General features: G+C 68.9%; 23 protein-coding genes. 8 read left to right on the forward strand and 15 right to left on the reverse strand.

Annotated features, from left to right (window positions below; all coding sequences use genetic code 11):
• Nucleotides 1-70 precede the first annotated feature (70 nt).
• The 3 genes from ACWGIC_RS15140 (at nucleotide 71) to ACWGIC_RS15150 (ending at nucleotide 2,923) form a co-directional block, all read left to right on the forward strand.
• Complete coding sequence (locus ACWGIC_RS15140; RefSeq protein WP_452076513.1) at nucleotides 71-1,444, forward strand: FAD-binding protein; 1,374 nt, start codon at nucleotides 71-73, stop codon at nucleotides 1,442-1,444.
• The gene (locus ACWGIC_RS15145) at nucleotides 1,441-2,196 is read left to right on the forward strand and encodes a decaprenylphospho-beta-D-erythro-pentofuranosid-2-ulose 2-reductase (protein WP_452076514.1); all 756 of its coding nucleotides are present in this window, start codon (nucleotides 1,441-1,443) and stop codon (nucleotides 2,194-2,196) included. Before ACWGIC_RS15140 ends, ACWGIC_RS15145 begins: the two co-directional genes overlap by 4 nt.
• Nucleotides 2,197-2,290: 94 nt before the next feature.
• Nucleotides 2,291-2,923 carry a VC0807 family protein gene (locus ACWGIC_RS15150; RefSeq protein WP_452076515.1) on the forward strand — a complete coding sequence of 211 codons (633 nt, stop codon included), beginning with the start codon at nucleotides 2,291-2,293 and terminating at the stop codon, nucleotides 2,921-2,923.
• Here ACWGIC_RS15150 and ACWGIC_RS15155 read toward each other — a convergent pair.
• Complete coding sequence (locus tag ACWGIC_RS15155) at nucleotides 2,893-3,168, reverse strand: helix-turn-helix domain-containing protein (protein WP_452076516.1); 276 nt, start codon at nucleotides 3,166-3,168, stop codon at nucleotides 2,893-2,895. The two genes, ACWGIC_RS15150 and ACWGIC_RS15155, sit on opposite strands and share 31 nt — an antisense overlap.
• Nucleotides 3,169-3,380: 212 nt before the next feature.
• On the opposite strand from ACWGIC_RS15155, the gene ACWGIC_RS15160 reads away from it, so the two are divergent.
• On the forward strand, nucleotides 3,381-4,100 hold the full coding sequence (locus ACWGIC_RS15160) for an ESX secretion-associated protein EspG (protein WP_452076517.1): 720 nt from the start codon (nucleotides 3,381-3,383) through the stop codon (nucleotides 4,098-4,100).
• On the opposite strand, the gene ACWGIC_RS15165 is transcribed toward ACWGIC_RS15160, so the two are convergent.
• Nucleotides 4,097-4,465 (reverse strand): MerR family transcriptional regulator, encoded by a 369-nt coding sequence (locus tag ACWGIC_RS15165; RefSeq protein WP_452076518.1) that lies wholly within the window; start codon nucleotides 4,463-4,465, stop codon nucleotides 4,097-4,099. The genes ACWGIC_RS15160 and ACWGIC_RS15165 overlap by 4 nt on opposite strands.
• A gap of 105 nt (nucleotides 4,466-4,570) precedes the next feature.
• Between ACWGIC_RS15165 and ACWGIC_RS15170 the strand changes: the two genes are divergently transcribed.
• Nucleotides 4,571-5,263: an SDR family oxidoreductase gene (locus ACWGIC_RS15170; protein ID WP_452076519.1), complete on the forward strand. Its 693-nt coding sequence runs from the start codon at nucleotides 4,571-4,573 to the stop codon at nucleotides 5,261-5,263.
• 50 nt (nucleotides 5,264-5,313) lie between these two features.
• Here ACWGIC_RS15170 and ACWGIC_RS15175 read toward each other — a convergent pair whose 3' ends face one another.
• From ACWGIC_RS15175 to glf, 4 genes are all read right to left on the reverse strand, one after another.
• On the reverse strand, nucleotides 5,314-5,898 hold the full coding sequence (locus ACWGIC_RS15175) for a hypothetical protein (RefSeq protein WP_452076520.1): 585 nt from the start codon (nucleotides 5,896-5,898) through the stop codon (nucleotides 5,314-5,316).
• Between the two features lie 115 nt (nucleotides 5,899-6,013).
• A complete protein-coding gene (locus ACWGIC_RS15180; protein ID WP_452076521.1) occupies nucleotides 6,014-7,066 on the reverse strand; it encodes a decaprenyl-phosphate phosphoribosyltransferase in 1,053 nt (350 codons plus the stop codon).
• A complete protein-coding gene (locus ACWGIC_RS15185; RefSeq protein WP_452076522.1) occupies nucleotides 7,063-7,581 on the reverse strand; it encodes a phosphatase PAP2 family protein in 519 nt (172 codons plus the stop codon). Before ACWGIC_RS15185 ends, ACWGIC_RS15180 begins: the two co-directional genes overlap by 4 nt.
• Nucleotides 7,574-8,797, reverse strand: a complete 1,224-nt coding sequence (gene glf / locus ACWGIC_RS15190; RefSeq protein ID WP_452076523.1) for a UDP-galactopyranose mutase — start codon at nucleotides 8,795-8,797, stop codon at nucleotides 7,574-7,576. The genes ACWGIC_RS15185 and glf overlap by 8 nt, the downstream gene beginning before the upstream one ends.
• 89 nt (nucleotides 8,798-8,886) lie before the next feature.
• On the opposite strand from glf, the gene ACWGIC_RS15195 reads away from it, so the two are divergent.
• On the forward strand, nucleotides 8,887-10,899 hold the full coding sequence (locus ACWGIC_RS15195; RefSeq protein ID WP_452076524.1) for a DUF6541 family protein: 2,013 nt from the start codon (nucleotides 8,887-8,889) through the stop codon (nucleotides 10,897-10,899).
• Nucleotides 10,900-10,941: 42 nt separating this feature from the next.
• Here the strand turns inward: ACWGIC_RS15195 and ACWGIC_RS15200 are convergent, their stop codons facing one another.
• The gene (locus ACWGIC_RS15200) at nucleotides 10,942-11,829 is read right to left on the reverse strand and encodes an LLM class flavin-dependent oxidoreductase (protein WP_452076525.1); all 888 of its coding nucleotides are present in this window, start codon (nucleotides 11,827-11,829) and stop codon (nucleotides 10,942-10,944) included.
• A 57-nt stretch (nucleotides 11,830-11,886) separates the two neighbouring features.
• Between ACWGIC_RS15200 and ACWGIC_RS15205 the strand changes: the two genes are divergently transcribed.
• Nucleotides 11,887-12,711 (forward strand): HAD family hydrolase, encoded by an 825-nt coding sequence (locus tag ACWGIC_RS15205; protein WP_452076526.1) that lies wholly within the window; start codon nucleotides 11,887-11,889, stop codon nucleotides 12,709-12,711.
• A 93-nt stretch (nucleotides 12,712-12,804) separates the two neighbouring features.
• On the opposite strand, the gene ACWGIC_RS15210 is transcribed toward ACWGIC_RS15205, so the two are convergent.
• Both ACWGIC_RS15210 and ACWGIC_RS15215 read right to left on the reverse strand, forming a co-directional pair.
• A complete protein-coding gene (locus ACWGIC_RS15210) occupies nucleotides 12,805-13,536 on the reverse strand; it encodes a lysophospholipid acyltransferase family protein (protein ID WP_452076527.1) in 732 nt (243 codons plus the stop codon).
• 65 nt (nucleotides 13,537-13,601) lie between these two features.
• On the reverse strand, nucleotides 13,602-15,119 hold the full coding sequence (locus ACWGIC_RS15215) for a hypothetical protein (protein ID WP_452076528.1): 1,518 nt from the start codon (nucleotides 15,117-15,119) through the stop codon (nucleotides 13,602-13,604).
• Between the two features lie 212 nt (nucleotides 15,120-15,331).
• On the opposite strand from ACWGIC_RS15215, the gene ACWGIC_RS15220 reads away from it, so the two are divergent.
• Entirely contained in the window at nucleotides 15,332-17,230 is a 1,899-nt protein-coding gene (locus tag ACWGIC_RS15220; protein ID WP_452076598.1) for a DUF6541 family protein, read from the forward strand.
• Nucleotides 17,231-17,596: 366 nt separating this feature from the next.
• Here the strand turns inward: ACWGIC_RS15220 and ACWGIC_RS15225 are convergent, their stop codons facing one another.
• Genes ACWGIC_RS15225 through ACWGIC_RS15250 form a run of 6 tightly spaced genes read right to left on the reverse strand, consistent with a single transcriptional unit; the run spans nucleotide 17,597 to nucleotide 23,291 of the window.
• Nucleotides 17,597-18,613 carry a lysylphosphatidylglycerol synthase domain-containing protein gene (locus ACWGIC_RS15225; protein WP_452076529.1) on the reverse strand — a complete coding sequence of 339 codons (1,017 nt, stop codon included), beginning with the start codon at nucleotides 18,611-18,613 and terminating at the stop codon, nucleotides 17,597-17,599.
• A gap of 14 nt (nucleotides 18,614-18,627) precedes the next feature.
• Complete coding sequence (locus ACWGIC_RS15230; RefSeq protein ID WP_452076530.1) at nucleotides 18,628-19,872, reverse strand: acyl-CoA reductase; 1,245 nt, start codon at nucleotides 19,870-19,872, stop codon at nucleotides 18,628-18,630.
• Nucleotides 19,869-20,921: a LuxE/PaaK family acyltransferase gene (locus ACWGIC_RS15235; RefSeq protein ID WP_452076531.1), complete on the reverse strand. Its 1,053-nt coding sequence runs from the start codon at nucleotides 20,919-20,921 to the stop codon at nucleotides 19,869-19,871. Before ACWGIC_RS15235 ends, ACWGIC_RS15230 begins: the two co-directional genes overlap by 4 nt.
• Nucleotides 20,918-22,324: an AMP-binding protein gene (locus ACWGIC_RS15240; RefSeq protein WP_452076532.1), complete on the reverse strand. Its 1,407-nt coding sequence runs from the start codon at nucleotides 22,322-22,324 to the stop codon at nucleotides 20,918-20,920. Before ACWGIC_RS15240 ends, ACWGIC_RS15235 begins: the two co-directional genes overlap by 4 nt.
• Nucleotides 22,321-23,055, reverse strand: coding sequence for an SDR family NAD(P)-dependent oxidoreductase (locus ACWGIC_RS15245; protein WP_452076533.1), 735 nt, complete (start codon nucleotides 23,053-23,055; stop codon nucleotides 22,321-22,323). The genes ACWGIC_RS15240 and ACWGIC_RS15245 overlap by 4 nt, the downstream gene beginning before the upstream one ends.
• Nucleotides 23,052-23,291: an acyl carrier protein gene (locus tag ACWGIC_RS15250; protein WP_452076534.1), complete on the reverse strand. Its 240-nt coding sequence runs from the start codon at nucleotides 23,289-23,291 to the stop codon at nucleotides 23,052-23,054. Before ACWGIC_RS15250 ends, ACWGIC_RS15245 begins: the two co-directional genes overlap by 4 nt.
• Nucleotides 23,292-23,317 lie beyond the last annotated feature (26 nt).

Here is a 23,317-nt window from a genome sequence, read left to right on the forward strand (position 1 = left end):
CGCAAAGTGTAGAAGCGAGCACTTCAGGGTCACGTTCCGGGCGGGGTTCGGCGTGGCTACCCTGGTCCGCGTGACCCAAGCACCGCAGACACAGCGCCGAACGCTCACCGGCTGGGGCCGCACCGCCGGGACCGTCGCCGACGTGCTGAGCACGCGCGATGTCGAGACGATCGCCCGCGCCGTCGCCTCCGCAGGCCCGCGCGGGGTCATCGCTCGCGGGCTCGGCCGGTCCTACGGCGACCCGGCGCAGAACGCGGGCGGCCTGGTCGTCGACATGACCGTGCTCGACCGCATCCACTCGATCGACCCGGACTCCGGCCTCGTCGACCTCGACGCGGGCGTCAGCCTCGACAAGCTGATGCGCGAGGCGCTGCCGTACGGCCTGTGGGTGCCGGTACTGCCGGGCACCCGCCAGGTGACGATCGGCGGCGCGATCGCCAACGACATCCACGGCAAGAACCACCATTCGGCGGGCAGCTTCGGCAACCACGTGGTGTCGATGGACCTGCTCACCGCCGACGGATCCGTGCGCACGCTGACCCCGGAGGGCCCGGATTCGGAGCTGTTCTGGGCGACCGTGGCGGGGGTCGGGCTGACCGGGATCATCACCCGCGCGACGATCCGGATGAAGAAGACGGAAACGGCGTACTTCTACGTGGACGCCGACCGCACCTCGAACCTCGACGAGACCCTCGGGCTCTTCACCGATGGTTCAGACCTCAACTACGACTACTCGATGTCGGTGCCGGACTTGATCTCGTCCGACAGCCGCCTCGGCCGCGCCACGTTCTCGCGCGGTTCGCTCGCGAAGCTCGACCAGCTGCCGCCGAAGCTGCGCAGCAACCCGTTGAAGTTCGACGCGCCGCAGCTGCTCACGCTGCCCGACGTGTTTCCCAACGGGCTCGGCAACAAGCTCACCTTCGGCTTGATCAACGAGCTGTGGCAGAAGACGGTGCCCAAGAAGGGCGCGCGCGGCAAGATCCAGAACCTGACGCAGTTCTACCACCCCCTCGACATGCTGAGCGAGTGGAACCGCGGCTACGGCAGCAAGGGCTTCCTGCAGTACCAGTTCTCCGTGCCGTTCGGCGCGGAAGACCAGCTCAAGGGCATCTGCCGGGCCATCTCGCGGTCCGGGCACTACTCGTTCCTGAACGTGTTCAAGCGGATGGGCGACGCGAACCCGGCTCCGATGTCCTGGCCGGCGCCGGGCTGGATGCTGAGCGTCGATTTCCCGATCAAGAACGGCCTCAGCCGGTTCTGCGAGGAAATGGACGAAATGGTCCTCGACGCGAACGGCCGCCTCTACACCGCGAAGGACTCGCGCACCTCGCCCGAGACGTTCGCGAAGATGTACCCGCGGCTGGAGGAGTGGCGCAAGGTGCGCGCTTCCGTTGACCCCGAAGGCGTTTTCGCCTCTGACATGAGCCGGAGGCTCGCACTGTGATCGACGCGGTCGGTAACCCCCAGTCCCTGCTGCTGCTCGGCGGCACGTCCGACATCGCGCTGGCGATCGCGGAGAAGTACCTCGCGGAGAAGCCGCTGCGGGTCGTGCTCGCCGCTCGGCCTTCGCCGCGGCTGGAGGAGGCCGCGCAGCGCCTGAAGGATCGCGGCGCCGAAGTGTCCACTGTGGCCTTTGACGCCAAGGACCTGTCGTCCCACCCGAAGGTGCTGGACGAGGCGTTCGCCGGCGGCGACATCGACGTCACGGTGGTCGCGTTCGGCCTGCTCGGCGAGGCCGAGGAGCTGTGGCAGGACCACGGCAAGGCGGTCGAGCTGGCGACGGTCAACTACACCGCCGCGGTTTCGGTCGGCGTGGCGCTGTCGGAGAAGCTGAAGACGCAGGGCCACGGCAAGGTCATCGCGCTGTCGTCGGTGGCGGGCGAGCGGGTCCGCCGGTCGAACTTCGTGTACGGCTCGACCAAGGCCGGTTTCGACGGGTTCTACCTCGGTCTCGGCGAGGCGCTCGCGCCGCACGGCGTGCAGGTGACCGTCGTCCGGTCGGGCCAGGTCAAGACCAAGATGACCGCCGGGATGAAGGACGCTCCGCTGACCCGGACCGCCGAGCAGGTCGCCGACGTCGCGGTCGAGGCCGCGCGCAAGGGCAAGGAACTCGTGTGGTCGCCGTCGGAGTTCCGGCTCGTGATGTCGATCCTGCGGCACGTGCCGCGGCCGATCTTCCGCAAGCTGCCGGTCTGACGTTTTCTTCGGGCCCGGCATCCACCGGACGGTGGATGCCGGGCTGACCAGCTCGACGATGCCCGGAGGCGCCCAGTGCGCCGAAACTCGGGGCATGGGGAACGAGTTCCGGTCTTCGCTGGCCTCGCTGCTGATCGATCTCGGCGCGCCGGTCGGCGGCTATTACCTGCTCCGCGCCTTTGACGTCCCGCCAGTGTGGGCGCTGCTGCTGAGCGGCCTGCCGCCCGCGCTGCGCGTGCTGTACACGCTGCTCACCCGGCGTCGGGTGGACGGGATCGGCCTGCTCGTCCTGACGTTCCTGGCCGTCGGCTTGGCCACCACCCTGATGACCGGCGACGCCCGGCTGATGTTGGTGCGCGGGGCCTGGTTCAGCACTCTGGCGGGCGTCTGGCTGCTCGCGAGCATGGTCGTCGGCCAGTACCCGACGACCTATCAGGCGGCCCGCGCCCTGCTGCCGGGTCGCGGCTCCCGGCTGGACTCGGCGTGGGAGGAGCGGCCGTCGTTCCGCCGCGTGTGGCGGACGCTGACCGTGGTGTGGGGTGTCGGCAGTCTGGTCCACAGTGGACTGAGCATCGCGATGGCGTACACGCTGCCGGTCGACGACGTCCCCGCGCTCGACGCCGGGCTGTCGATCGCGTTTTTCGTCGGACTGCAGGTGATCACGCAGATTTTGCTGATCCGCGAGGGCAGTCTGCGTCAGGTGCTTCGACCATCCACAGTGGACTGATCGGCATCCGACGGCGGCCGTAGCCCGTCCACCAGCCGAGCCGGGTTCACCCCGAGCCCGTCGGCGAATTTGAGCAGGTTGTGCAGATTGATGTTGCGCAGCCCGCGTTCGACCTGACTCACGAACGTCCAGTGCACTCCGGCCAGTTCGGCCAGCTGTTCCTGGCTCAGCCCCGCTTCGGCGCGGAATTCGCGCACACGTTCGCCAACGGCGCGCGTCGCGGCGGAGATCGGAGGCTTGGCCATCGTCGGTTAATCACACACGTCTACCGCCGCCGAAGCCAGAGCAGGAATGCTCAGAACATTTATGCCTATAGCGTCTGCGTCTAGCCGGAGGCGGCATTTCCGATAACCGCTACCTGTTCTCAATTGCAGACACCAACACCATGCGGGTGATCAATCGACTACCGTGCCCATGGGGCAGCCGATTGCGAAAAGCCAGAGCCGAGGGGGCGCCGGTGCGGGAGGACGTCGATCAGGCGATAACCCTGCCCGCCGAAGCACTCTCCGCCGTCTGGGACATGCTCGACCTCGGCGAACAGCATCCGATGCTGCGCGCCAACCGAGTCTGGGTCAAAACCGGTGCGCACCGCGAACTCCATGCCGCCACCGTCACTCTCCTCGCCCAGCTCGGCCTCGCGGACAATGCCGCGCCGTCCCCGTATTTGCGCGCCACCCTGCAGGTGCTCGCCTACGCCGAACGGGAGTACTTCGCCTGGTCGGCATTACCCGGCGGAATCCAGAAAACCACGATAGTCGCGCAACGAGAACAAACCGCGATTCTGGTGTCCGCTCAGGACGGCCTGGTCGAAATCCGCTCAGCCGCACCGACCCGGCTAGCCACAACGCTTTTCGGTGCCCTTCCGCAAATCCCCGGCGCGCCAGTCCGCTCGGTCTCGGTAACATCCGCGTCCGACGCCGCCCCGGACCCGTTCGACGAGACCAACAGCCACGAATATCTCGCCTCGGTCCTGAACCAGCCCGCGGAAGCCACCCACCAGCTCTACGTCGCGCGACGCGCGAACGGCCGCCACCTCACCGGCGGACCGATCCTCGCCGCCGACGTGAAATCGGGCCGAATTCTCACTTACCAAACCACCAACGGCCGGACCGAACTCATTCCCGGCACCCCGCGGGCGATCGTAAAGATCCTCAACGACACCTTCGCCGCTCTTTAACCCAGCACGACCGGGCAATGCGGATTCGGCGCCTCCGCCAATTCGATCATCGCCTCCAGCCGCTCACGAGTGCGTTCGAGACCGGAGATGTACTCGTCCAGCCGGGCTTTCTCCGCACGCAACCGAACCCGCGACTCCGGGGTGCTGACACCCGCGCGCAGGCACGGCATCAACTCGCGGATAGTCGTGCTGGACAGCCCCGCCGCGTAAAGCTGCTGGATCAGCCCTACCCACGACACCGTGTCCTCGCCGTACCGGCGCTGGCCGCCGGACGTGCGCGTCGACTCGATCAGCCCCTGCTGCTCGTAGTAGCGCAGCGAACGCACGCTGACCCCGGCGCGCTCCGCCACCTCTCCGATCCGCATCCGAGCCTCCGAAGTGATCCGCACTACAAACACGAGAACCTGACACCAACGTCAGGATTCAGGATAGCCGTTGTCCCCTTCTGACGGCTTTTCCAGGAGAACCCCATGCAGATCGAAGGCTCAACCACGCTGGTCACCGGTGCCGGACGCGGACTCGGCACCCATTTCGTCCGCGCCCTGCTGGACCGCGGCGCGGCAAAGGTCTACGCCACCGCTCGCCGCCCACTCGACATCGACGGTGCCGTGTCCTTGTCGCTCAACGTCACCGACCCCGCCTCGATCTCCGCCGCCGCGGCTGCCGCGCCGGACGTCAACCTGCTGATCAACAACGCCGGAATCGCCGCCTTCACCGACCTGGTGACCGGCGACCTGGCCGCGATCCGGCAGGAAATGGAGACCAATTTCTTCGGTCCGCTGCAGATGATTCGCGCATTCGCGCCAGGTTTGCAGGACGGCGCGGTTCTGAACGTCCTGTCCGCCTTGTCCTGGGCGACCTACCAGGGCTCAGCGGGATACGCCGCGTCGAAAGCGGCGGCGTGGAGCATGACCAACTCGGTGCGGCTGGAGCTGCTGGCCCAGCGCACGCTGGTGAGCGGCCTGGTCATGGCCAGTACGGACACCGACATGATGGCGGGATTCGACATCCCGAAGAACGACCCGGCCGAGGTCGTCCGCGCCGCGCTGGACGGTCTGGAAGCGGGAGAAATCGAGATCATCGCGGACGCGGACAGCGCGACGGCGAAAGCCGCGCTGTCGCAGCATCCGACGGTGCTCTACCCGGCACTGCTGGCCGAATGAGGTACGAGAGGCAGTAATTCTGCGCGAAAGGCTCGATCGAAGCCGTTCGCTCAGTTGCCGGACCCGGTGCCGCCGCCATTTCCGTTGCCGAACCCGGGACCGTTGTTCTGATTGCCGCCGTCCTGGCCGTCCGGAACGCGGTGGCGCTGGCCTGGACCGCCGTCGTCGAAGCGATGGCCATTGCCGCCCTGGTGCTGGCTCATGCCGGGACGGCCGGGGTGGTGGTGTGTCGCGGCCATGACACCGCCGACGATGCCTCCTCCGACGGCCAAACCCAGGACGCCGACCGCGACCAGCTGCGTGGCCCGGTGGGCGACGAACCGGCGGAAGCCGCTCTGCTTCGGCGGCGGCAGCGGCATGCCCCACGGGCCGGGTTGAGCGAATGGGCCGGGCTGAGTGGGTTGTTGGGCGGCCGGACCGGCCTGCTGGCTGGTCTGAGCGGCCTGTTCGGCAGACGGTGCGGCCTGGCCAGTCTGCTCACCAGGCGACCCCGGTCCGCTCTGCTGAGCGGCTTCCTCGGCTTCCCCCGGCCGACCAGCCGAAGCGGCCCCGGCCGGGCCTTCACCGGAAGAGTCCCCGCCCCGGCCGAACTGCTCAGTCGGCTCGTCAGACGAGGGGTTCTTGTCGTCGTTCATCGTCGGTCCTCCGGGCTGAGCGGGTGGGAGGCGGGGTGTCCCGGCTCCCACCCCCGAGGGTGACCGTCGATGCTGTGGAGAAGCTGGATGCCAGCTGTTTAAATCCGCGCGCCGTTCACAGGTAGAACGACAGGAACAGGGTCACGACCCAGGTCGCGCCGAGCACCTGCAGCACGCGGTCCTTCAAGGCGATCTCGTCGGGCGCGCCGGCGTTGCCGCCGTCCACGTCGACCGCGTAGCGGAGCACCGCGATCACGAACGGGACCATCGACACGACCGCCCACACCGAGTTGTGCTCGGCCTGCCGGATCTCGAACGCCCACAGGCAGTACGACATGATCAGGATCGCCGCGGACGTCGCCCACACGAACCGCAGGTAGCTCGCCGAGTACTTCTTCAGCGAGGACCGGATCTTCGCCCCGGTGCGCTCGAACAGCATGATCTCCGCGTACCGCTTGCCCGCCACCATGAACAGCGAGCCGAACGCGGTGACCAGCAGGAACCACTGCGACATCGCGATGCCGCCCGCGACACCGCCGGCGACCGAGCGCATCAGGAAGCCCGAGCCGACGATCGCCAGGTCCACCACCGGCTGGTGCTTCAGGCCGAAGCAGTAGCCGAGCTGCACGGCTTCGTAGACCGCCAGCACGATCGCCAGCCGCCAGTCCGCCGCGAACGACACGGCGAGACCGGCCAGGAAGAACACCACGGCCGCCGCGTAGGCGACCGGGACCGGGACGATGCCCGCCGCGATCGGGCGGTTGCGCTTCGTCGGATGGGCCCGGTCGGCCTCGACGTCGACGGCGTCGTTGATCAGGTAAACCGACGAGGCGGTGAGCGAGAACGCCACGAACGCGATCAGCGCGTCGATGACCAGTTCGGTCCGGTTCGTCGCCTTCGAGAACGCGAAGAACGGCGCCGCGAAGACGAGGACGTTCTTCACCCACTGCTTCGGCCGCGCGGTCTTGATCACCCCGAGCACGAGACCCATCGGGCTCGGGCCGGCTTTCGGGGCCGAAGTCGGAGTCGAGGTCGGGGCCGGGGTCGCCGGAGCCGGAGCTTCGGTTTCCTCGGCCGCGTCGGTCTTCTCGGCAGCCGGCTTCGTCGCTTCTGCGGATTCGGCCGTACCGGACGCGTTTTCGGTTCGCTCGTCGGTCGTTTCGCTCATCGCTTTGTGGTCAGCTTCCGTCGGATCAGACCGCCGACTGCGCCTCCCAGGGCGGCTCCGGCCAGAACGTCTGTCGGATAGTGAACGCCGAGCAGCAGCCTCGAGGCGAGCATCGGCGGTACCAGGGCGGGGACCAGGTTACGCCCGGTCAATCCGGAGTAGAGCACCGCCGCCGCTGTCGTCGACGTCGCGTGCGACGACGGAAAGCTCAGCTTGCTCGGCGTGCCGACCAGAACCTCCACGCTGGGATGGTCCGGACGGCGCCGCCGCACGACGCGTTTCACGGCGATCGACGCGGCGTGCGCGCCCACCACTCCGGCCGCCGCGACCAGCCAGTCTTTGCGCCGGTCGCGGTCCGCCGCCGCTCCGAGCAAGCCCAGCGCGAACCAGCCCGCGCTGTGCTCCCCGAACAGCGACATTCCCCGCGCGACCTGAACCGTGCCCGGCTTCTTCAGCACCTTCTGGGTGGTGGAGAGCACAGCCACTTCGCCGCGCGGGGTGTCTTTCTCAAGCATCGATCGTCCCGTCGAGGGGCGCACCGTCGGTGAAATGCGGGGCGATCTTGTTGTCGAACATCGAGAGCGCCGACCCGATCGCCATGTGCATGTCGAGGTACTTGTACGTACCGAGCCGCCCGCCGAACAAGACGTTCTTCTCGCGCGCCTCGGTCTTCGCCAGCTCGCGGTAGCTTTCCAGCTTTTCGCGGTTCTCCGCGGTGTTGATCGGGTAGTACGGCTCGTCGTCTTCCTTCGCGAAACGCGAGAACTCGCGGAAGATGACGGTCTTGTCCTTCGGGTAGTCCCGCTCCGGGTGGAAATGGCGGAACTCGATGATCCGGGTGTAGTCCACGTCGGCGTCGTTGTAGTTGACGACCGAGGTGCCCTGGAAGTCGCCCGTCTGCGCGACCTCGGATTCGAAATCGACGGTGCGCCAGGTGAACCGGCCCGCCGAATAGTCGAAGTAACGGTCGAGCGGACCGGTGTAGACGGTCGGGGTGCCCGCCGGGATCAGGTCGCGCACATCGAAATAGTCGATGTTCAGCCGGATCTCGATGTTCTCGTGCTCGGCCATCTTCTCGAGCCACGCGGTGTAGCCGTTGACCGGCAGGCCCTCGTAGGTGTCGTTGAAGTACCGGTTGTCGAAGGTGTAGCGGACCGGCAGGCGGGTGATGATGTTCGCGCCGAGGTTCTTCGGGTCGTTTTCCCACTGCTTCGCGGTGTAATCCCGGATGAACGCCTCGTAGAGGGGACGGCCGATCAGGGAGATCGCCTTCTCCTCGAGGTTCTGCGCGTCCTCGGTCCGGAACTCGGCGGCCTGCTTGGCGATCAGCTCGCGCGCCTCGTCCGGCGTGTGCGATTTGCCGAAGAACTGGTTGATCAGGCCGAGGTTCATCGGCAGCGGGTAGACCTGCCCGTCGTGCTTGCCGAACACCCGGTGCTGATAGCCGGTGAACTCGGTGAAGCGGTTGACGTAGTCCCACACCCGCTTGTTGGACGTGTGGAACAGGTGCGCGCCGTAGCGGTGCACCTCGATGCCCGTTTCGGGCTCGACCTCGGAGTAGGCGTTGCCCCCGAGGTGGTGGCGGCGCTCGAGGACCAGGACCTTCTTGCCCAGCTCGGCCGCGGCCCGTTCGGCGATGGTCAGGCCGAAGAAACCGGACCCGACGACGACGAGGTCGTAACCGCGAAAGTCGTCTTCAGTAATCTTGGCGGAGTTCGTGTGCTCGCTCACGGGCGCTCAGGGTACGCAGTCGCGCGACCGCCTCCCGAACCGACCTCGGCATCCCGCCGGGTTTTACCCGCACTACACAAGTGAGAAGCATGCCTGCACCAGACACCTTCTGGACTTATTTCGGCGCGGTGGCCACTTACCTGGCCGTGCTGATGGTCCCGGGCGGCATCATCGGAAGGGCCGCGGGATTGCGCGGCTGGGCCCTCGCCGGACTAGCGCCGCTGCTCAGCTACGCCGTCACCGGTCTGGGCGGGCCCTGGCTGGCGGCGGTCGGCCTCCCCTACAACGTCCTCACCGCCGCGGCCTGCACCGTGCTGCTGGCCGGGGTCGCGTGGGGCGTCCGCAGGCTCTGCCTCGTCCGCGGCTGGATCAACCCCGGCGCGGAGGAACCCCCGGTCGTCTGGAGCACGCGCGCGCACTGGTCGGTCGCCGCGTGCGTCGTGGTGGCGACCGCGCTGTCCATCGCCGTGGTGCTGTCCGCGCGCGGCGGGACGACGGCGGTCTTCCAGCGCTGGGACACCGTCTACCACGCGAACGGCATCCGCTACATCGCCGACACCGGCGACGGCTCGCTCATCGGCATGAGCAAGATCAACTGGTACCCGGACGGCTCGTTCTACCCGAACGGCTATCACCTGGTCAGCGCGCTGGTGTACCAGATCTCCGGGACGACCATCCCGGTCACGCTGAACGCCGTCACCATGCCGGTCGCGGGCATCTTCGCGCTGTCGATGGTCGCTGTGGTCCGCCAGATGGGCGGCCGTGCGGTCTTCGCGGGCTGCGCGGCTCTCATCGCCGCAGCAGCCACGACGGGCGCGTACGAGTCGGTTTCGAGCGGCCTGCTGCCGTACGCGCTGGGCGTCGTCCTGACCCCGCTCATGGTGGTCTCGCTGCAACGCTTCCTCGTACGCCCCGGTATCGACACCGGCCTGGTGCTCGCGCTCACCGTCGACGGCTTGCTTGTCGCGCATTCGAGCGCACTGTTCGGCGGCACGCTCTTCGCGGCGCCGCTGGTGCTCCAGCGCTGGTACCGCTCGCTTCGCGGCCTTCAAGTGGACGGTGTGCCCGAAGGACGCAACGGGCTGCGCGTGATCGGCGGCGACATCGTGCGCGTAGTGCCGGTGATGGCGCTCGCGCTCGCGCTCGCCTCGCTGCAGATCATGGGCGCGATCGGCTTCACCAACGGCGCGTACCCGTACCAGCCGTGGAATTCGGACCTGCCGGTGATGTCGGCGCTGAACATGCTCGCCACGTTCCAGCAGGTGCTGCACAGCCCGCAGCTCTGGCTCACCGCGCTGCTCCTGGTCGGCGTGCTGAGCTTCCGCTCGCTCGGCAGGCTGCGCTGGCTGATCATCTCCGCGATCGGGCTGTCCGGGCTGTTCGTGCTGGTCACGTCCTACGGAGCCTCGCCGCTGGTGATCTCGCTGTCCCGGCCGTGGTGGAACGACCGGTTCCGGCTGATGGCGCTGGCCGCGATCCCGCTGTGCCTGCTCGCCGGGCACGGCATGGCGGAACTGCAGCGCTGGATCGCGCAGCTGATCCGCTCGGTCAGCTGGGCACAGGCGCGGCCGAAGGTGGTGTCGCGGCTCGGGGTCGCGGCGGCGGCGGTCGTCGTGGCCGTGACCGCGGTGCTGACCGGCGGTTTCTACCGCACCGCGAACGCCACCGCGGTGTCGTTCCTGTACTACAACGGCCCGGAGGGCGAGGTCACGCCGCCGGTCAGCCGGGACGAGATCGCGGCCATGGACTTCCTCGGCCGGATGGGCATCCCGGCCGAGGAGAAGGTGCTGAACGACCGGCTCGACGGCACCGCCTGGATGTACGCGCTGACCGGCGTGCACCCGGTGGCGGGCCACTACGACGGCGGCGGCCCGATCTCCCCGGACGCGGCGTACCTGGCGCTGCACTTCCGCGATTACGACCTGGACCTGCGCGTACGCGAGGCGGTGCAGCGGCTCAAGGTGCGCCACGTGCTGGTGGGCAGCGGTTCGATCGCCAAGGACGCGCCGCTCTCCCCCGGGCTGCGAGACCTGGCGGGCAGCGATTTCCTGCGGCTCGTCTACCGCAATCCCGGCGCGCAGATCTACACGATCATCAAGTGACTCCCGGGGACCGCAGCCAGCACCGCCGCGGTCCCCGGGCCGCTACTCGGCCTTGAGGCCCGGCAGCACTTCTTCGACGACCTTCTCCAGCACCGATTCGTGCCCCTCGTACGGCCCGCTCGAGCGCGGCCAGTGCGCGATGACGTCGGTGAAGCCCAGCTCACGAGCCCGTTCGGTGGCCTCGCGGAACGCCGCGACGCTGCTGAGCGAGAACACCGGCGCGGCGTCCAGGCTCAGGTACCGCTGGATGCTCGCCGGTTCCCGGCCCGCCGCTTCGGCCCGCTGATCGAACGTGCGGACCAGCTCGGCGATGCCGGTCCACCATTCGTCGAGGGTGTCCCCGCCGCGACCGGTGGTGACCCAGCCCGCCCCGAACCGCGCGGCCAGCGTCATGGTGCGCGGGCCGTTGGCCGCGACCAGGAACGGCAGCCGGGGCCGCTGCACCGTGCCGGGCAGGTTCCGCGCGCCGCGCGCGGAGTAGTACTCGCCGGAGAAGTCGAAGTTGTCGGTCATCAGCAGCCCGTCGAGGGCCTCGACGAACTCGGTGAAGCGGTCGACCCGCTGGCGCGCGGTCAGCTCCGGAGCGGCGAGCACCTGCGCGTCGTAACGCGAGCTGTCCACGCCGGCTCCGACGCCCAGCACGAACCGCCCGTCGGACACGTCGTCCAGGGTGATCAGCTCGCGCGCGAACGGCACGGGGTGCCGCGCGACCGGCGAGGCGACGAAGGTCCCCAGCCGGATCGTGGAGGTGACCATGGCGGCCGCGGTGAGGGTGGGCACAGCGGAGAACCACGGCCCGTCGACCAGCGATCGCCAGCCGAGATGGTCGTAGGTCCACGCGTGGTCGAAGCCGTACTCCTCGGCCGCGCGCCATTTCGGCTCGGCCGCCCACCAGCGGTCTTCAGGAAGAATTACGATGCCTGCTCGCACGAGGCCGACCGTAACGTCCGGCACTGACATTCGCTCGAACGGGCGGCGACCGGGAGAATGGGACGCGTGGAGAAACCCCGGTTGATCGCGTCCGATGTCGACGGCACCCTGCTCGGCCCCAGCGAACAAGTGACGCCGCGCACGGTGTCGGTCGTCCAGCGGATTCTCGCCGGCGACGTGCCGTTCGTGCTGTGCACCGGCCGCCCGCCGCGCTGGATCGCGCCGATCGCCCGCCCGCTCGGCCTGACCGGTTACGCGGTGTGCGCCAACGGCGCCGTGCTGCTCGACATCGGCAACGATTCGGTGGTGGCCGTGCACGGCGAACTCGAGCCGAAACTGCTGCACGACCTGGCCTCCGCGCTCGACAAGGCGCTGCCCGGCTGCCGGCTGGCCGCGGAACGGATCGGCACCGGATCGGTTGACCACGAACTGCGCAATTTCGTGATCGAACCCGAGTACCACAACCCGTGGGGCGACGAGGAGAGCCGGATCGCGCCGCGCGCCGAGGTGCTCGGGAAAACCGCGATCAAGCTGCTGATCAGCCGCCGGGGGATGACGTCGGAGGAGATGGCCGAGGCGGCGAGCGCGGTGCTCGATGGCGCGGTGGACGTCACGTATTCGTCTTCGGGCGGGCTGATCGAACTGGCCGCTCACGGCGTGACGAAGGCGACCGGGCTCGCGGACGTCGCCGAACGCTTCGACGTGCCGCAGTCGTCCGTGATCGCCTTCGGAGACATGCCCAACGACGTCGAGATGCTGCAATGGGCCGGACACGGCGTCGCGATGGCCAACGGACACCCGACCGTACTGGCCGTGGCGGACGAGATCACCGGACCGGCCGCGGAGGACGGCGTGGCGCAGGTGCTGGAGCGCTGGTTCTAAGCGCCCCAATGTGGCATTGGGTGCATCTGACGCACCCAATGTGGCGTTCGGTGCGCTGAGCGCACCCAATGTGGCATTGGGGCGCTTACCCGGTCACGAGCGGCGGTCGAGCGCGGCGGCTTCCTCAGGCGTCGGCGCGCTGCCGCCGAGGTGGGCGGGCAGCCACCAGCGTTCGGCGTCGCTCTCCGGGGCCTCCGGGTACTCCGCCTGCGCCTTTTCCAGCAGCTCCGACATCCGGGCGCGCAGATCCGTCGTGAGTGCCTCGCACGAGTCGTCCGGTCCGGGGCGCATCGGCTCGCCGATCACCACGGAAATCGGCACGTGCCTGCGGGTGAGGTCCTTCGGGCGGCCCTTGGTCCACAGCCGCTGCGTGCCCCACAGCGCCATCGGGATCACCGGCACGCCCGCCTCGGCGGCCATCCGGACCGCGCCGGTTTTGATGTCCTTCACGGTGAACGACCGGCTGATCGTGGCCTCCGGGAAAACGCCGACGACCTCGCCCGCGCGCAGCCGGGCCACCGCTTCGTCGTAGGACGCCTGCCCGGCCGCGCGGTCGACCGGGATGTGGTGCATGCCGCGCATCAGCGGACCGGCGACCGGGTTGCTGAAGATCTCCTGTTTGGCCATGAACCGCACCAGCCGCTTCGCCGGACGGGCGCCGAGGCCGCAGTAGATGAAGTCCAGGTAGCTGACGTGCGTGCAGGCGAGCACCGCACCGCCGCGGGCGGGCACGTGCTCGGCCCCGGTCACCCGGAGTCGGTTGTCGAGCAGCCGGAACATCAGCCGCGCGGCGACCAGGACGGGCGGGTACACGAAGTCAGCCATGCGACCAAGGCTACGGGACCGTAGGTTTCCCGCCGGTAGGTCGCGCGGGTCGGCTCCGCCACACTTCAGGGGCAGGACACGTAGTGGAAGTCCGGGGCGCGGTCGAGTTCGCCGACGAGCCTGCTCGCGTCGTCGGCACGGGGGTAGACCGAGATCCAGAACGGCGTCCCGATCCGCCGGAAGGTCGCGACGCGGTACCAGGCGGGCAGGTCGTCGGCGCAGTCCTGGCGGCTGGCGTACCCCGACCGGCCGGGCACGGCGAGCGTCGACCGTTCCGTGTCCAGCCCGACCACCACCACCTTCGAGCCGGCGCGGCTAGCGAGCAGCCCCGGCGCTCCGGCGCTCACGACCGATCCCGGCGGCAGGTAGCGGGCGAGCCAGTCGCCGACCTCGGCCAGCTGCGCGCCCTGCGTGCTCCAGGCCCGTACGCGCTCCAGCACGTCCGGGCTGAGCACGGAGATCGCCACCGCGATCCCGGTGAGCGCCGCGGTGACCGCCGGAACCGCCCGGGACATCGCCCGCGGCCGCGGGGCCGGGGTGAGGACGCCGCACCCGGCTACCGCGGCGACCGCCAGCAACGGCGGCACCGGCACGAGCAGCCGCCACGAAAGTCCCGGATCCTCCTCGAAAAGCACCACGAACGCGGTGTGCCCGACGGCGAGAATCAGCAGCAGCCACAACGCCGACCGGGCTTCCACCGCGCGTCCCCTGCCCGCTGCCAGCCCCGCCACCACGACGGCCGGGACGAGAAAACCCAAGTGCGCCAAGGAAAAACTACCAAGATACGGCCAATCCAGCCCGGGCGGCGAACTCTCGTCGGGCACGAAACGGTCGTAATACGTGACGCGCCAAGCCGTCCACGGAACCAGGAACACCAGCGCGCCCAGCACGAACCCGGCCGGAGCCCACCAGGTGTGCCGTCCGCGCGCGGCGGCGAAAACAAGCCACACCGCGCCGACGACAGCGAGCACCAGTCCTTCCGGCCGCGTCATCACCGCGCTGGCCACGAGCACCCCGGCAACCAACGGCCGGCCTGCCACCAACGCGTACGCGGCACAGAGCACAAGCAACGCGAACATCGGCAGCTCAGTGCCCGAAAGCCCGTACACCGCGAGCCCGTTCGCCCCCGCGGTCAGCAACGCCGCCGCGACCCCGACCGCCCGCCGAGGCTCAACCCCCTCCGGCAACGCGAGCGCAGTGATGCGATTGGCGAGGAAATACGCCATCAACACGCACCCCAGCGCGGCCGCGCCACTCAAGACGACAGCCGCGGCAGGCACTTCCGCACCGAATGCCCCGCGCGGCAACGCGATCATCACCAGCCAGAGGAAATTCGCGTACATTTCGCTGCGGTCGCCTGTATTGAATACCGGGCCATTGCCGTCGGCGATGTTCTGCGCGTACCGGAAACTGACGTACGCGTCCTCGGTGGCGATCGCGAACAACAGCTGATGCAGCAGCGAAAACCCGAGAATGAGAAGAAGAGCCGCGACGCGCCACCGCCGGTCCCGCCCCAGCCGCCGCCAAGCGGCGACGACCAGTGCGGCCAGCACCAGCCATCCCCCCACGACCGCGTAAACCACGCGCCCCCAGCCTCCCGCGCCCCTCACCCGTCCGGCCGACCCCTCGCGGACCGCTCCTCACCGGTTCCAGTCAAGCGCGCCGCCGCGCTCCCCCGACATCAGCCGTTCGGGTGCATATGGCGCCAGCTAGTCTTGGCGACGATTTCAATCCGCCACGGCGGGGGCCGGCGGAATCCCGTGACCCGAGGAAGACTGTGCCGAGCGAACCCACCATGCTGTCCGTGGCAGCCAGCATCGCCTGCTGCCTGCTTGTCCTCGGGATTCCCGGGCTCATCACCGGCGTCGCGGCCGGGCTGCGCGGTTGGCTGCTGGCCGGGCTGACGCCGCTGCTGAGCTACGCCATCGGCGGCCTCGCGGGCCCGTGGACAGCGGCGATCGGGCTGCCCTTCAACGCCTGGACCTACGCGCTGACCACGGTGCTGTTCGCGGCCGTCGCGTTCGGACTCCGCCAGCTGACCGTGCGCCGGTGGCCGCCCGAGCCGGAACCGCGAGCCTGGGAGCCGCGGGCGAACTGGGCAGTCGGCGCGTGCCTCGTCCTCGCGACCGTGATCGGGTTCTACACGGCCGTACGCGGCATGGGACACCTCGGCGCGATCGCGCAGGGCGGCGACGCTCCGTACGCGGCCAACGGCGTGCGCTACATCGCTGAAACCGGCGACGGCAGCCTCTTCGGCATGAGCACGGTGAACTGGTACGGCGACAGCTCACCGCCCTTCTACCCCAACGCCTACCACCTGCTCGCCTCCGTGCAGTACACGCTCAGCGGCGGTTCGATCCCGCTGACTCTGGACGTGAACACCGCCCTGCTGCCGGGACTCCTGGCACTTTCGCTTGTGACGATGGTGTGGGCGTTCCGCGGCCGTGCCGTGCTGGCCGGGGCTGTCGCGCTCGCGGCGGCAGCGCCGACGATGGGCCTGTACGAGTCGATGAACCGCGGGCCGTTGTACCCGTTCCTGCTGGGCATCGCCCTCACCCCGCTGGCCGCCGTGGTGCTGCGCCGCTACCTCGACCGGGTCGCGCCGGACACCGGCTTCGTGCTGATGATCGCGGCGATCGGGCTGCTGTGCGTCCATTCGTCCGCGTTGTTCGGCGCGATCCTGTTCGCCGGCCCGCTGCTGGTGCAGCGCTGGATCGAGCGGTGGCGTTCGATCGGCCGGGACCTGCTGGCGCTGGCTCCGATCGCGGTGGTGTCGGTTCTCGTGGCCTCGCTGCAACTCTTCGGCGCGATCGGACAGGCAAGCAGCTGGGGCTACCTCGGCTGGCCAAGCGAATGGCGGGCGACAACCGCGCTCGGTGCGCTGCTCGGCTTCCAGCACGTCGAGCCGCACCCGCAGATCTGGCTGTCGGCGGCGTTGCTCGTCGGTTTCATCTTCTTCGCGAGGCTCGGCGCCCTGCGCTGGATCGGACTGACCGCGCTGATCACCGGCCTGTTCTACATGGTGGTGGCGTCCTCGGACGCACCGCTGGTCATGGCGCTGTCGCGGCCGTGGTGGGACGACCCGTTCCGGTTCATCACGATGGCGATCGTGCCGCTGACGTTCATCGCGGGGCACGGCGTCGCGGCACTGCACGAGTGGCTGAAGGAACGACTGCCCTCGCGCCTTCCGCCCGCCGCGCTGGCCGCGGTGGTGCTGCTCGCTTTCGTCGGCGTCACGAAGGGCCTGTACACCGAGACCAACAGCGACATGGTCGCGGTCGGCTATCAGAAGCCCGATCCGCGCGAGCTGAACATCACGCCCGGCGAGGAACGCGCGATGGCGGAACTGGGCAAGCTGGCGAAGCCCGGCGATTGGGCGATGAACGACCGCTACGACGGCACTCCGTGGACCTACGCCCTCAGCGGAGTCCGGACTGTTGCCGCCCACGACGACGGCTCCGCCCGGCCGTCGGACGCCGTGCTGCTCGCCGGGAAGTTCCGCGACTACGAAACGGATCCAGCGGTTCGCGCGGCGGTCGAACGGCTCAACATCCGCTGGGTGATACTCGGCCGCCCGGCTGCGCCGCCGAACCGCGCGTACGCGGATGAAGGCGTGGTCGGACTGGACGGGCTGCCGTTCCTGAAAGAGGTTTACCGCAATGAGGACGCGGTGATTTACCAGCTGAAGCGCTGAGTCTGGTTGATTTCAGCGGCAGTTGGCAAAGGAGGCCCGCCCGAGCGATACGCCCGGGCGAGCCTCCCCTTTCCCAAGCCTGAACAACGAACCCGGCGGTTCGCGCTGCGGTCGAACGACTCAACATCCACTGGGCGATCCTCGATCGCCCGGCCGCGCCGCCGAAGCCCGCATACGCGAGCGAAGGGCTGCTCGGGCTGGACGGGCAGCCGTTCCTGAAAGAGGTCTACCGCAACGAGGACACGGTCATTTACCAACTGAGGCGCTGAGCCTGGCCCATTCCAGCGGCAGGACCTTTAGCACCCACAAAAAGGAGGCCGTCCGAGCAACACGCCCGGACGGCCTCCCCCTTGTCTCAAGCCTGAATCAGGCCGCGTCCACCGCGACTTCCCGGCGAGCGGCCAGCTTCGCCGCCAGCGCCGCCAACCCCGCCGTGAGCAGGTCCGCCACCGTGAACATGACCCGCGACGCCACCGCGAACGCCGTCGCCTGGCCGACCGTCAGGCCGCTCGCGGTGAGGACCGCGACCTGGGCGACCTCGCGGACGCCGACGCCGCTGGGCAGGATGAACGCGAACGTGCCGACCGTCATCGCGACGGCCATCGCGCCGATGCACAGGATGAGGCCGTTGATGCCGGGCGCTCCGACCGAGTTCGCCAGCAGCCACAGGTGCACGCCCTGGAACACCCAGGCTCCCATGGACGCGCCGAACGCCTTCAGCACCACGCCCCAGCCGAGCGGCTCGGCGAGCGGCGGGCGGCGCAGGATCTTCAGGACCAGCGACGTGCCCCAGGTCAGGATGCGCGGGTGCAGCAGCGCGAGGCCCACCGGGATCAGCACGAACAGCCACATCGCGCGCGGGCTGTTGCTGAACAGCGCCGGGGCCGCGAGCAGCGACACGACCAGCGCGGACACCACGCCGAGGCCGAGCTGGATCAGCGAGCCGGTGAAGATCCGGGCTCGCGCCAGGCCCGCCTTGCGGCCGAGCTCCATCTGCAGCAGGTACGCCCACACCGAACCGGGCACGTACTTGCCGAGCGAGCCGACCAGGCAGATCTGCGCGCCGCGGGCGTAGCCGACCGGCTTGCCGCCGAGGTGGTCGACCAGGACCTGCCAGCCCCAGACGGACACGAGGATCGCCGCCGTCAGCGACACCAGGCTGAGCACCGACGACTGCCAGGCGACGTCCGCCAGGGTGTGCCAGAACTCGTTCCAGTTGGACGCCAGGCTCTTCGCGGCGAAGCCGATCACCAGCAGGATGGCGACCCAGCGCACGACGTCGAGCACCCGCGCCTTGGTGGACTTGCGGGCTTTTCCGGTGGTCGGGGCGTCCTCAGCGGACGGGGCGTCGTCCCCCGGTGTCTGCGTACGAACGGTCGTCACTGCCTCTCAGCTCCTCAGGCCGATACCGTGACCAGGCGGCTGAACTCGGACAGCAGATCGTAGCCGTCCCAGACCCCGGCGAACGTCAGGGCCGAGCCGAAGGGCACGACCCGGTCCACCCCGCGTCCGGCGAGCGCCGTCACGAATCCGGTCAGTTCTTCGCGGGTGAACCCGAACTGGCTCACCGTCTGGTCTTTGCGCTGCACGATCGGCACCAGCTCGTCCAGCGACGCCACCGAGGCGTTCGCGAACGTGCCCGCGCCCAGCCATTCGCGCGGCATCACCGTGGCGTCGGCCAGTTCGAGCGTCGCCAGCGCGTTGCCGTCGAAGCGGATCGACGACACGAGGCCGTCGACCGCCGCGCCGTACGCCGACACTCGCTTCTGCACGGCCATCGCCGGCTCGGTGACGTGTTGTTTCGCTGCCAGCACCTGGGCGAGCAGCTCGCGGAACTCCTGTCCGGCGGCCTGCGCGCCCGCCGAATCGCCGACCCAGAACACCGCGCGCGGCGACGAGCAGGCGGCCTGGTCGAACCAGTACGAGTCGTTGTAGAAGCCCTCGGCGGCGGCCTTGCGCTGTTCCGGCGCGGCCTCCTGCCAGCCGCGGACCGACGCGATCGCGAAGGACGAGCGGTCCGGGAAGGTGAGGTCGCGCGCGTGCGGGGCGAGCGGGTACTTCCGCAGCGCGGCCACCGAAGCGTCGCCGCCCCAGATCACCCGCAGGTCCGCGGCCAGCGACAACGCGCCGCTGACCTCGTCGCTGCGGTCGTAGGTGACCATGCGCTGGGTGGCCCGGATGGTCGCCGCGGTTTCCGGCGACACGTCTTCGAGCGCCGCGTTCAACGCTTCCAGCACGGCCTCCGCCGCACCGGCCGAACGCGACGACACCCGCACGACGTTGCTGTTGCCCGCCAAGGCGGACAGCGCCCACGAGTACACGAAGATGGTGTCCACATTGGCGGGCGGCACGTGGAAAACGAGCCCGCGCGGAAACCGCAGCGAATCGCCGTCAGTTTCCAAAGTGGACAGTGACTTCGCGAGTTCTCCCTTGCGCAGGAAGAAACCCAGCGACGCCAGCTCGGGGAAACGACGCGCCAGCGCGGGCGCGAGCAGCTTGCGCGCGAACTTGGTGACGAATTCGACCACCCGCGGGTCGCCGACGGTCAGCCGGCCGCCGGGCGGCTCCTCGCGCAGTTCGTTCAGCACCGCGTCGACCGAAATCGCGTCGCCCAGCGGGAAACGCTGTTCCAAAGCACTCACGCGGCGGCTCCGGTGAACGTGTCCGAGCATCCGCGAGCCTCGGCCTTCGGCAGCCTGCCCAGCACGGAGAAGTGCTTGCCGGGCCAGTCGCCGTCGTCGATTCCGTTGTAGACGCCGAGGTCCTCGGTCAGCAGCACGTGTCCCGGGTACGACCGCGGCAGCGTGCTCACCACCTCGATGACGCCCGGTTTGCCGACCGGCTGCTCTTCCCAGGTCTCCGGGTCGCGGATCACAACGTCGGCGAAATCGGGGCAGTACAAGGAATTCCCGGACGGTCCCTCGAGGAACACGGTGCCGATCTGCTCGATCATCCCGTAGTAGTTGTGGATCCGGGTGAGACCGGTGTCCTCTTTGAACCGGCGGCGGAACTCGCTGTTGTCGACCGCGCGGTCGATCAGTTTCTTCCATCCGCCGGAGTGGATGAGGATGCCGTTGGACAGGTCGAGCTTGTGCTCGCGGGCGACCTCGTAGAGGTACTGCCACACCATGAACGTGAAACCGAAGATCAGGAACGGGCGGTCCCCGTACTCGGCGAGGAACTTCCGCACGGCCTCGACGTCCGGCTTGTCGTTCTCGTCCAGCACGTAGGTGTGCTTGCGGCCGAAGTTCGCCATGCCGAGCACGCCCGCGCCGCGCGCGGAGAACGACCGGCGGTTCTTGATGATGCCGATGGTGTCGACCATCAGCATCGGCAGCCGCTCGCCGCCCAGCACCTCCTGCAGGGTGGCTCCGAGCTGCTTGGTCTGCGCGGCCGCCGCGTCTTTGTCCAGGTAGATCCGCGACGCACCGGCCCCGGTGGTTCCCGAGGACGTGAGGGTTTTGAACACCTCGGCGTCCGGGATCGACTTCAGGTCGTGCGTCTTGAACATCCGCACCGGCAGCCACGGCAGGTCGGCGATCGTGTCGAACGACGCGTCCGGCGCGAAACCGAGCGAGGACAGGATCCGCTCGTACCCGGCGGAGTTCGCCCGGTGGTGCGCGGTCAGCTCGGCAAGCTCAGGGAGCAGTGCCGCCTCCCGCTGCGCCTGCGAGCGCGTGAACACACTCATACCCGTCCTTCCAGCGACCGGTAGTCGATCTTGCCGCTGGCCAGCAGCGGCACGGTGTCGATCGGACGCACGTCGAACCCGCTGGCGTGCAGGTGCAGCCGCTCCGAAAGCGCCCGCGCCGCGTCCTTGCAGATCGCCTTCGCGCCGTCGCCCTCGGGCAGTTCGGCGAACAGCACGACCTTGTCGCCCGCCGCCACCGCGGCCACCACGTCGATGCCCACCGCGGCCGTGCGCACGGCCTGCTCCAGATCGTCGAGGCTGACCCGGTTCCCGAACACCTTGCCGATCCGCTTGAGCCGTCCGGTGATGTACAGGTATCCCTCTTCGTCGAGATACCCGAGATCGCCGGTGGCCAGCGTGCCGCCGTATTCGTCGCCCGCGCTCAGCCCCGCTTCGTCCTCGGCGTAACCCATCATGACGTTGGGTCCACGGTAAAGGACCTCACCGACAATTTTGGGATGCGTGGTTTCCTCGCCGTCGTCGCGGCGGATGGCGAACTCGCCGCCGGGCAGCGCCGGGCCGGCCGAGCCGATCTTGTCCGCGAGCCGTTCCGCGGGCACCGTGGTCATCCGCGGGGCCGCCTCGGTCTGGCCGTACATGACATACATCCGGCCGCCGACCGCGATCATCTTGTCGTTGAACTCGGCGACCAGTTCGTCCCGCAGTTTCCCGCCCGCCTGGGTGAGGGTGCGCAGGGTCGGGTACTTCGCCGGATCGAATTTCAGCCGGCGCAGCATTTCGTAGTGATAGGGCACGCCGGACAGCGAAGTCACGCCGTGTTCTTTGACCGCGTCCCAGAATCCGCGACCCAGAACGCCAGACTGCTCGATAACCACAGTCGCGCCGCGCAAAAGATGCGAATTCAGCACCGAAAGGCCGTAGCTGTAGTGCAACGGCAGGCAGGTCGGCGCAACCTCGTCCGAGTCGATCGCCAGCACCTGCGCGATGGCGTCGGCATTGGCCAGCACCGCCTGCCGCGACAGCCGCACGAGCTTCGGATTGCCGGTGGAACCGCTGGTCGGCAGCAGTACGGCCAGGTCGGGATGCGGCTCGACGCCCTCGGCGGAGTCGCGCACCCAGTCCGCGCCGCGGGTGGTGTACCCGGACGGCGCTTCGCCGGACGCGGCGAGCACCGCAGCCGGGCGGAAGCGCTCGACCAGCCCGCTCAGCACGTCGGCGTCCAGCGCCGGATCGATCAGCGCGATCGCCCGGCCGCCCTCGAACGCGCCGAGGTAGGTCAGCACGCTGTCGAGGTCGACCGACATCCGCGCGAAGACGACGCCCACCGGCAACGAGGCCAGCGCGTCGGTCTTCCGGCGCACCTGGCCGGACAGTTCCGCGTCGTCCAGCGTGCGGCCCCCGGCCACGTCCACCAGCCGGGAACCCGCACCCACCAGAGTCACAGCACCAAGCCTCCGTCGATCCCCACTACCTGCCCGGTCACGAACGACGCCTCGTCGCTCGCCAGGAACCGGATCACCGCCGCCACCTCGCCTGCCTGGCCGAGCCGGCCGAGCGGGGTCTTGGCGATGTTCGAGGCGCGGGCATCCTCGCTCAGGCTTTCGGTGAGGGCGGTTTCGATCACACCAGGAGCGACCGCGTTGACCCGGATGCCGGAGCGGCCGAGTTCCTTCGCCGCCGAGCGCGCGATGTTCGCGACCGCCGCCTTCGAGGCCGCGTAGACCGTCTGGCCCGCGCTGCCGTATTCGCCGACCACCGAGGCCAGCACCACGATCGCCCCGGTTTTCTTGCGCATCATGGCTCGCGCGGCCGCCTGCACGGTGTGCAGCGTGCCCGCGACGTTCGTGGACAGCGTCCGGTCGACATCGTCCGGGCGGATCATGCCGAGCAGGCCGCCCTCCATGATCCCGGCGTTGGCGACCGCGACGTCCAGCCGGCCGTGCTCCTTGGTCACGTCCTTGACCAGCGCGGCGACGGCCTTCGCGTCAGTGATGTCGAGCGCGCGGCCACTGACCGAGGGGCCCACCGAAGCGGCGGCCTCCTTGGCGGCGGTCTCGTCCCGGCCGGTGAGCACCACGGTGGCCCCGGCCTCGGCGAGCGCGTGGACGGTGGCCAGGCCGATGCCCCTGGTGCCTCCGGTGACCAGCGCGACCTTCCCCGCGAACGTGCTCACGCCTTCTCCTGCAGCTCCTTGACCATGTCCACGGCCACCTTGAAGCTGCTCATGTCGATCACCTGGTCGGTGTCGAATTCCACGTCGAACTCGTCCTCGATGGCCGCGATCAGTGCCATGTGGCCGACCGAGTCCCACGCTTCGATGTCGCGGTACTTGAGGTTCTCGACGTCGACCCCGTCCTCGAGCTGGAGAGCGTCGACGAAGACTTCCTTCAGCTTGTCCTGCACAGCCATGTCTACCCGGCACTTCCTTCTCGAAT

The organism is Amycolatopsis sp. NPDC054798 (genome assembly GCF_053611505.1).

Coding starts and splice junctions, on each gene's coding strand:
- ACWGIC_RS15150 (WP_452076515.1), top strand. CDS start 2,291: ATGGGGAACGAGTTCCGGTCTTCGCTGGCCTCGCTGCTGATCGATCTC.
- ACWGIC_RS15155 (WP_452076516.1), bottom strand. CDS start 3,168: ATGGCCAAGCCTCCGATCTCCGCCGCGACGCGCGCCGTTGGCGAACGT.
- ACWGIC_RS15165 (WP_452076518.1), bottom strand. CDS start 4,465: ATGCGGATCGGAGAGGTGGCGGAGCGCGCCGGGGTCAGCGTGCGTTCG.
- ACWGIC_RS15170 (WP_452076519.1), top strand. CDS start 4,571: ATGCAGATCGAAGGCTCAACCACGCTGGTCACCGGTGCCGGACGCGGA.
- ACWGIC_RS15175 (WP_452076520.1), bottom strand. CDS start 5,898: ATGAACGACGACAAGAACCCCTCGTCTGACGAGCCGACTGAGCAGTTC.
- ACWGIC_RS15180 (WP_452076521.1), bottom strand. CDS start 7,066: ATGAGCGAAACGACCGACGAGCGAACCGAAAACGCGTCCGGTACGGCC.
- ACWGIC_RS15185 (WP_452076522.1), bottom strand. CDS start 7,581: ATGCTTGAGAAAGACACCCCGCGCGGCGAAGTGGCTGTGCTCTCCACC.
- ACWGIC_RS15195 (WP_452076524.1), top strand. CDS start 8,887: ATGCCTGCACCAGACACCTTCTGGACTTATTTCGGCGCGGTGGCCACT.
- ACWGIC_RS15205 (WP_452076526.1), top strand. CDS start 11,887: ATGGGACGCGTGGAGAAACCCCGGTTGATCGCGTCCGATGTCGACGGC.
- ACWGIC_RS15210 (WP_452076527.1), bottom strand. CDS start 13,536: ATGGCTGACTTCGTGTACCCGCCCGTCCTGGTCGCCGCGCGGCTGATG.
- ACWGIC_RS15220 (WP_452076598.1), top strand. CDS start 15,332: ATGCTGTCCGTGGCAGCCAGCATCGCCTGCTGCCTGCTTGTCCTCGGG.
- ACWGIC_RS15235 (WP_452076531.1), bottom strand. CDS start 20,921: ATGAGTGTGTTCACGCGCTCGCAGGCGCAGCGGGAGGCGGCACTGCTC.
- ACWGIC_RS15250 (WP_452076534.1), bottom strand. CDS start 23,291: ATGGCTGTGCAGGACAAGCTGAAGGAAGTCTTCGTCGACGCTCTCCAG.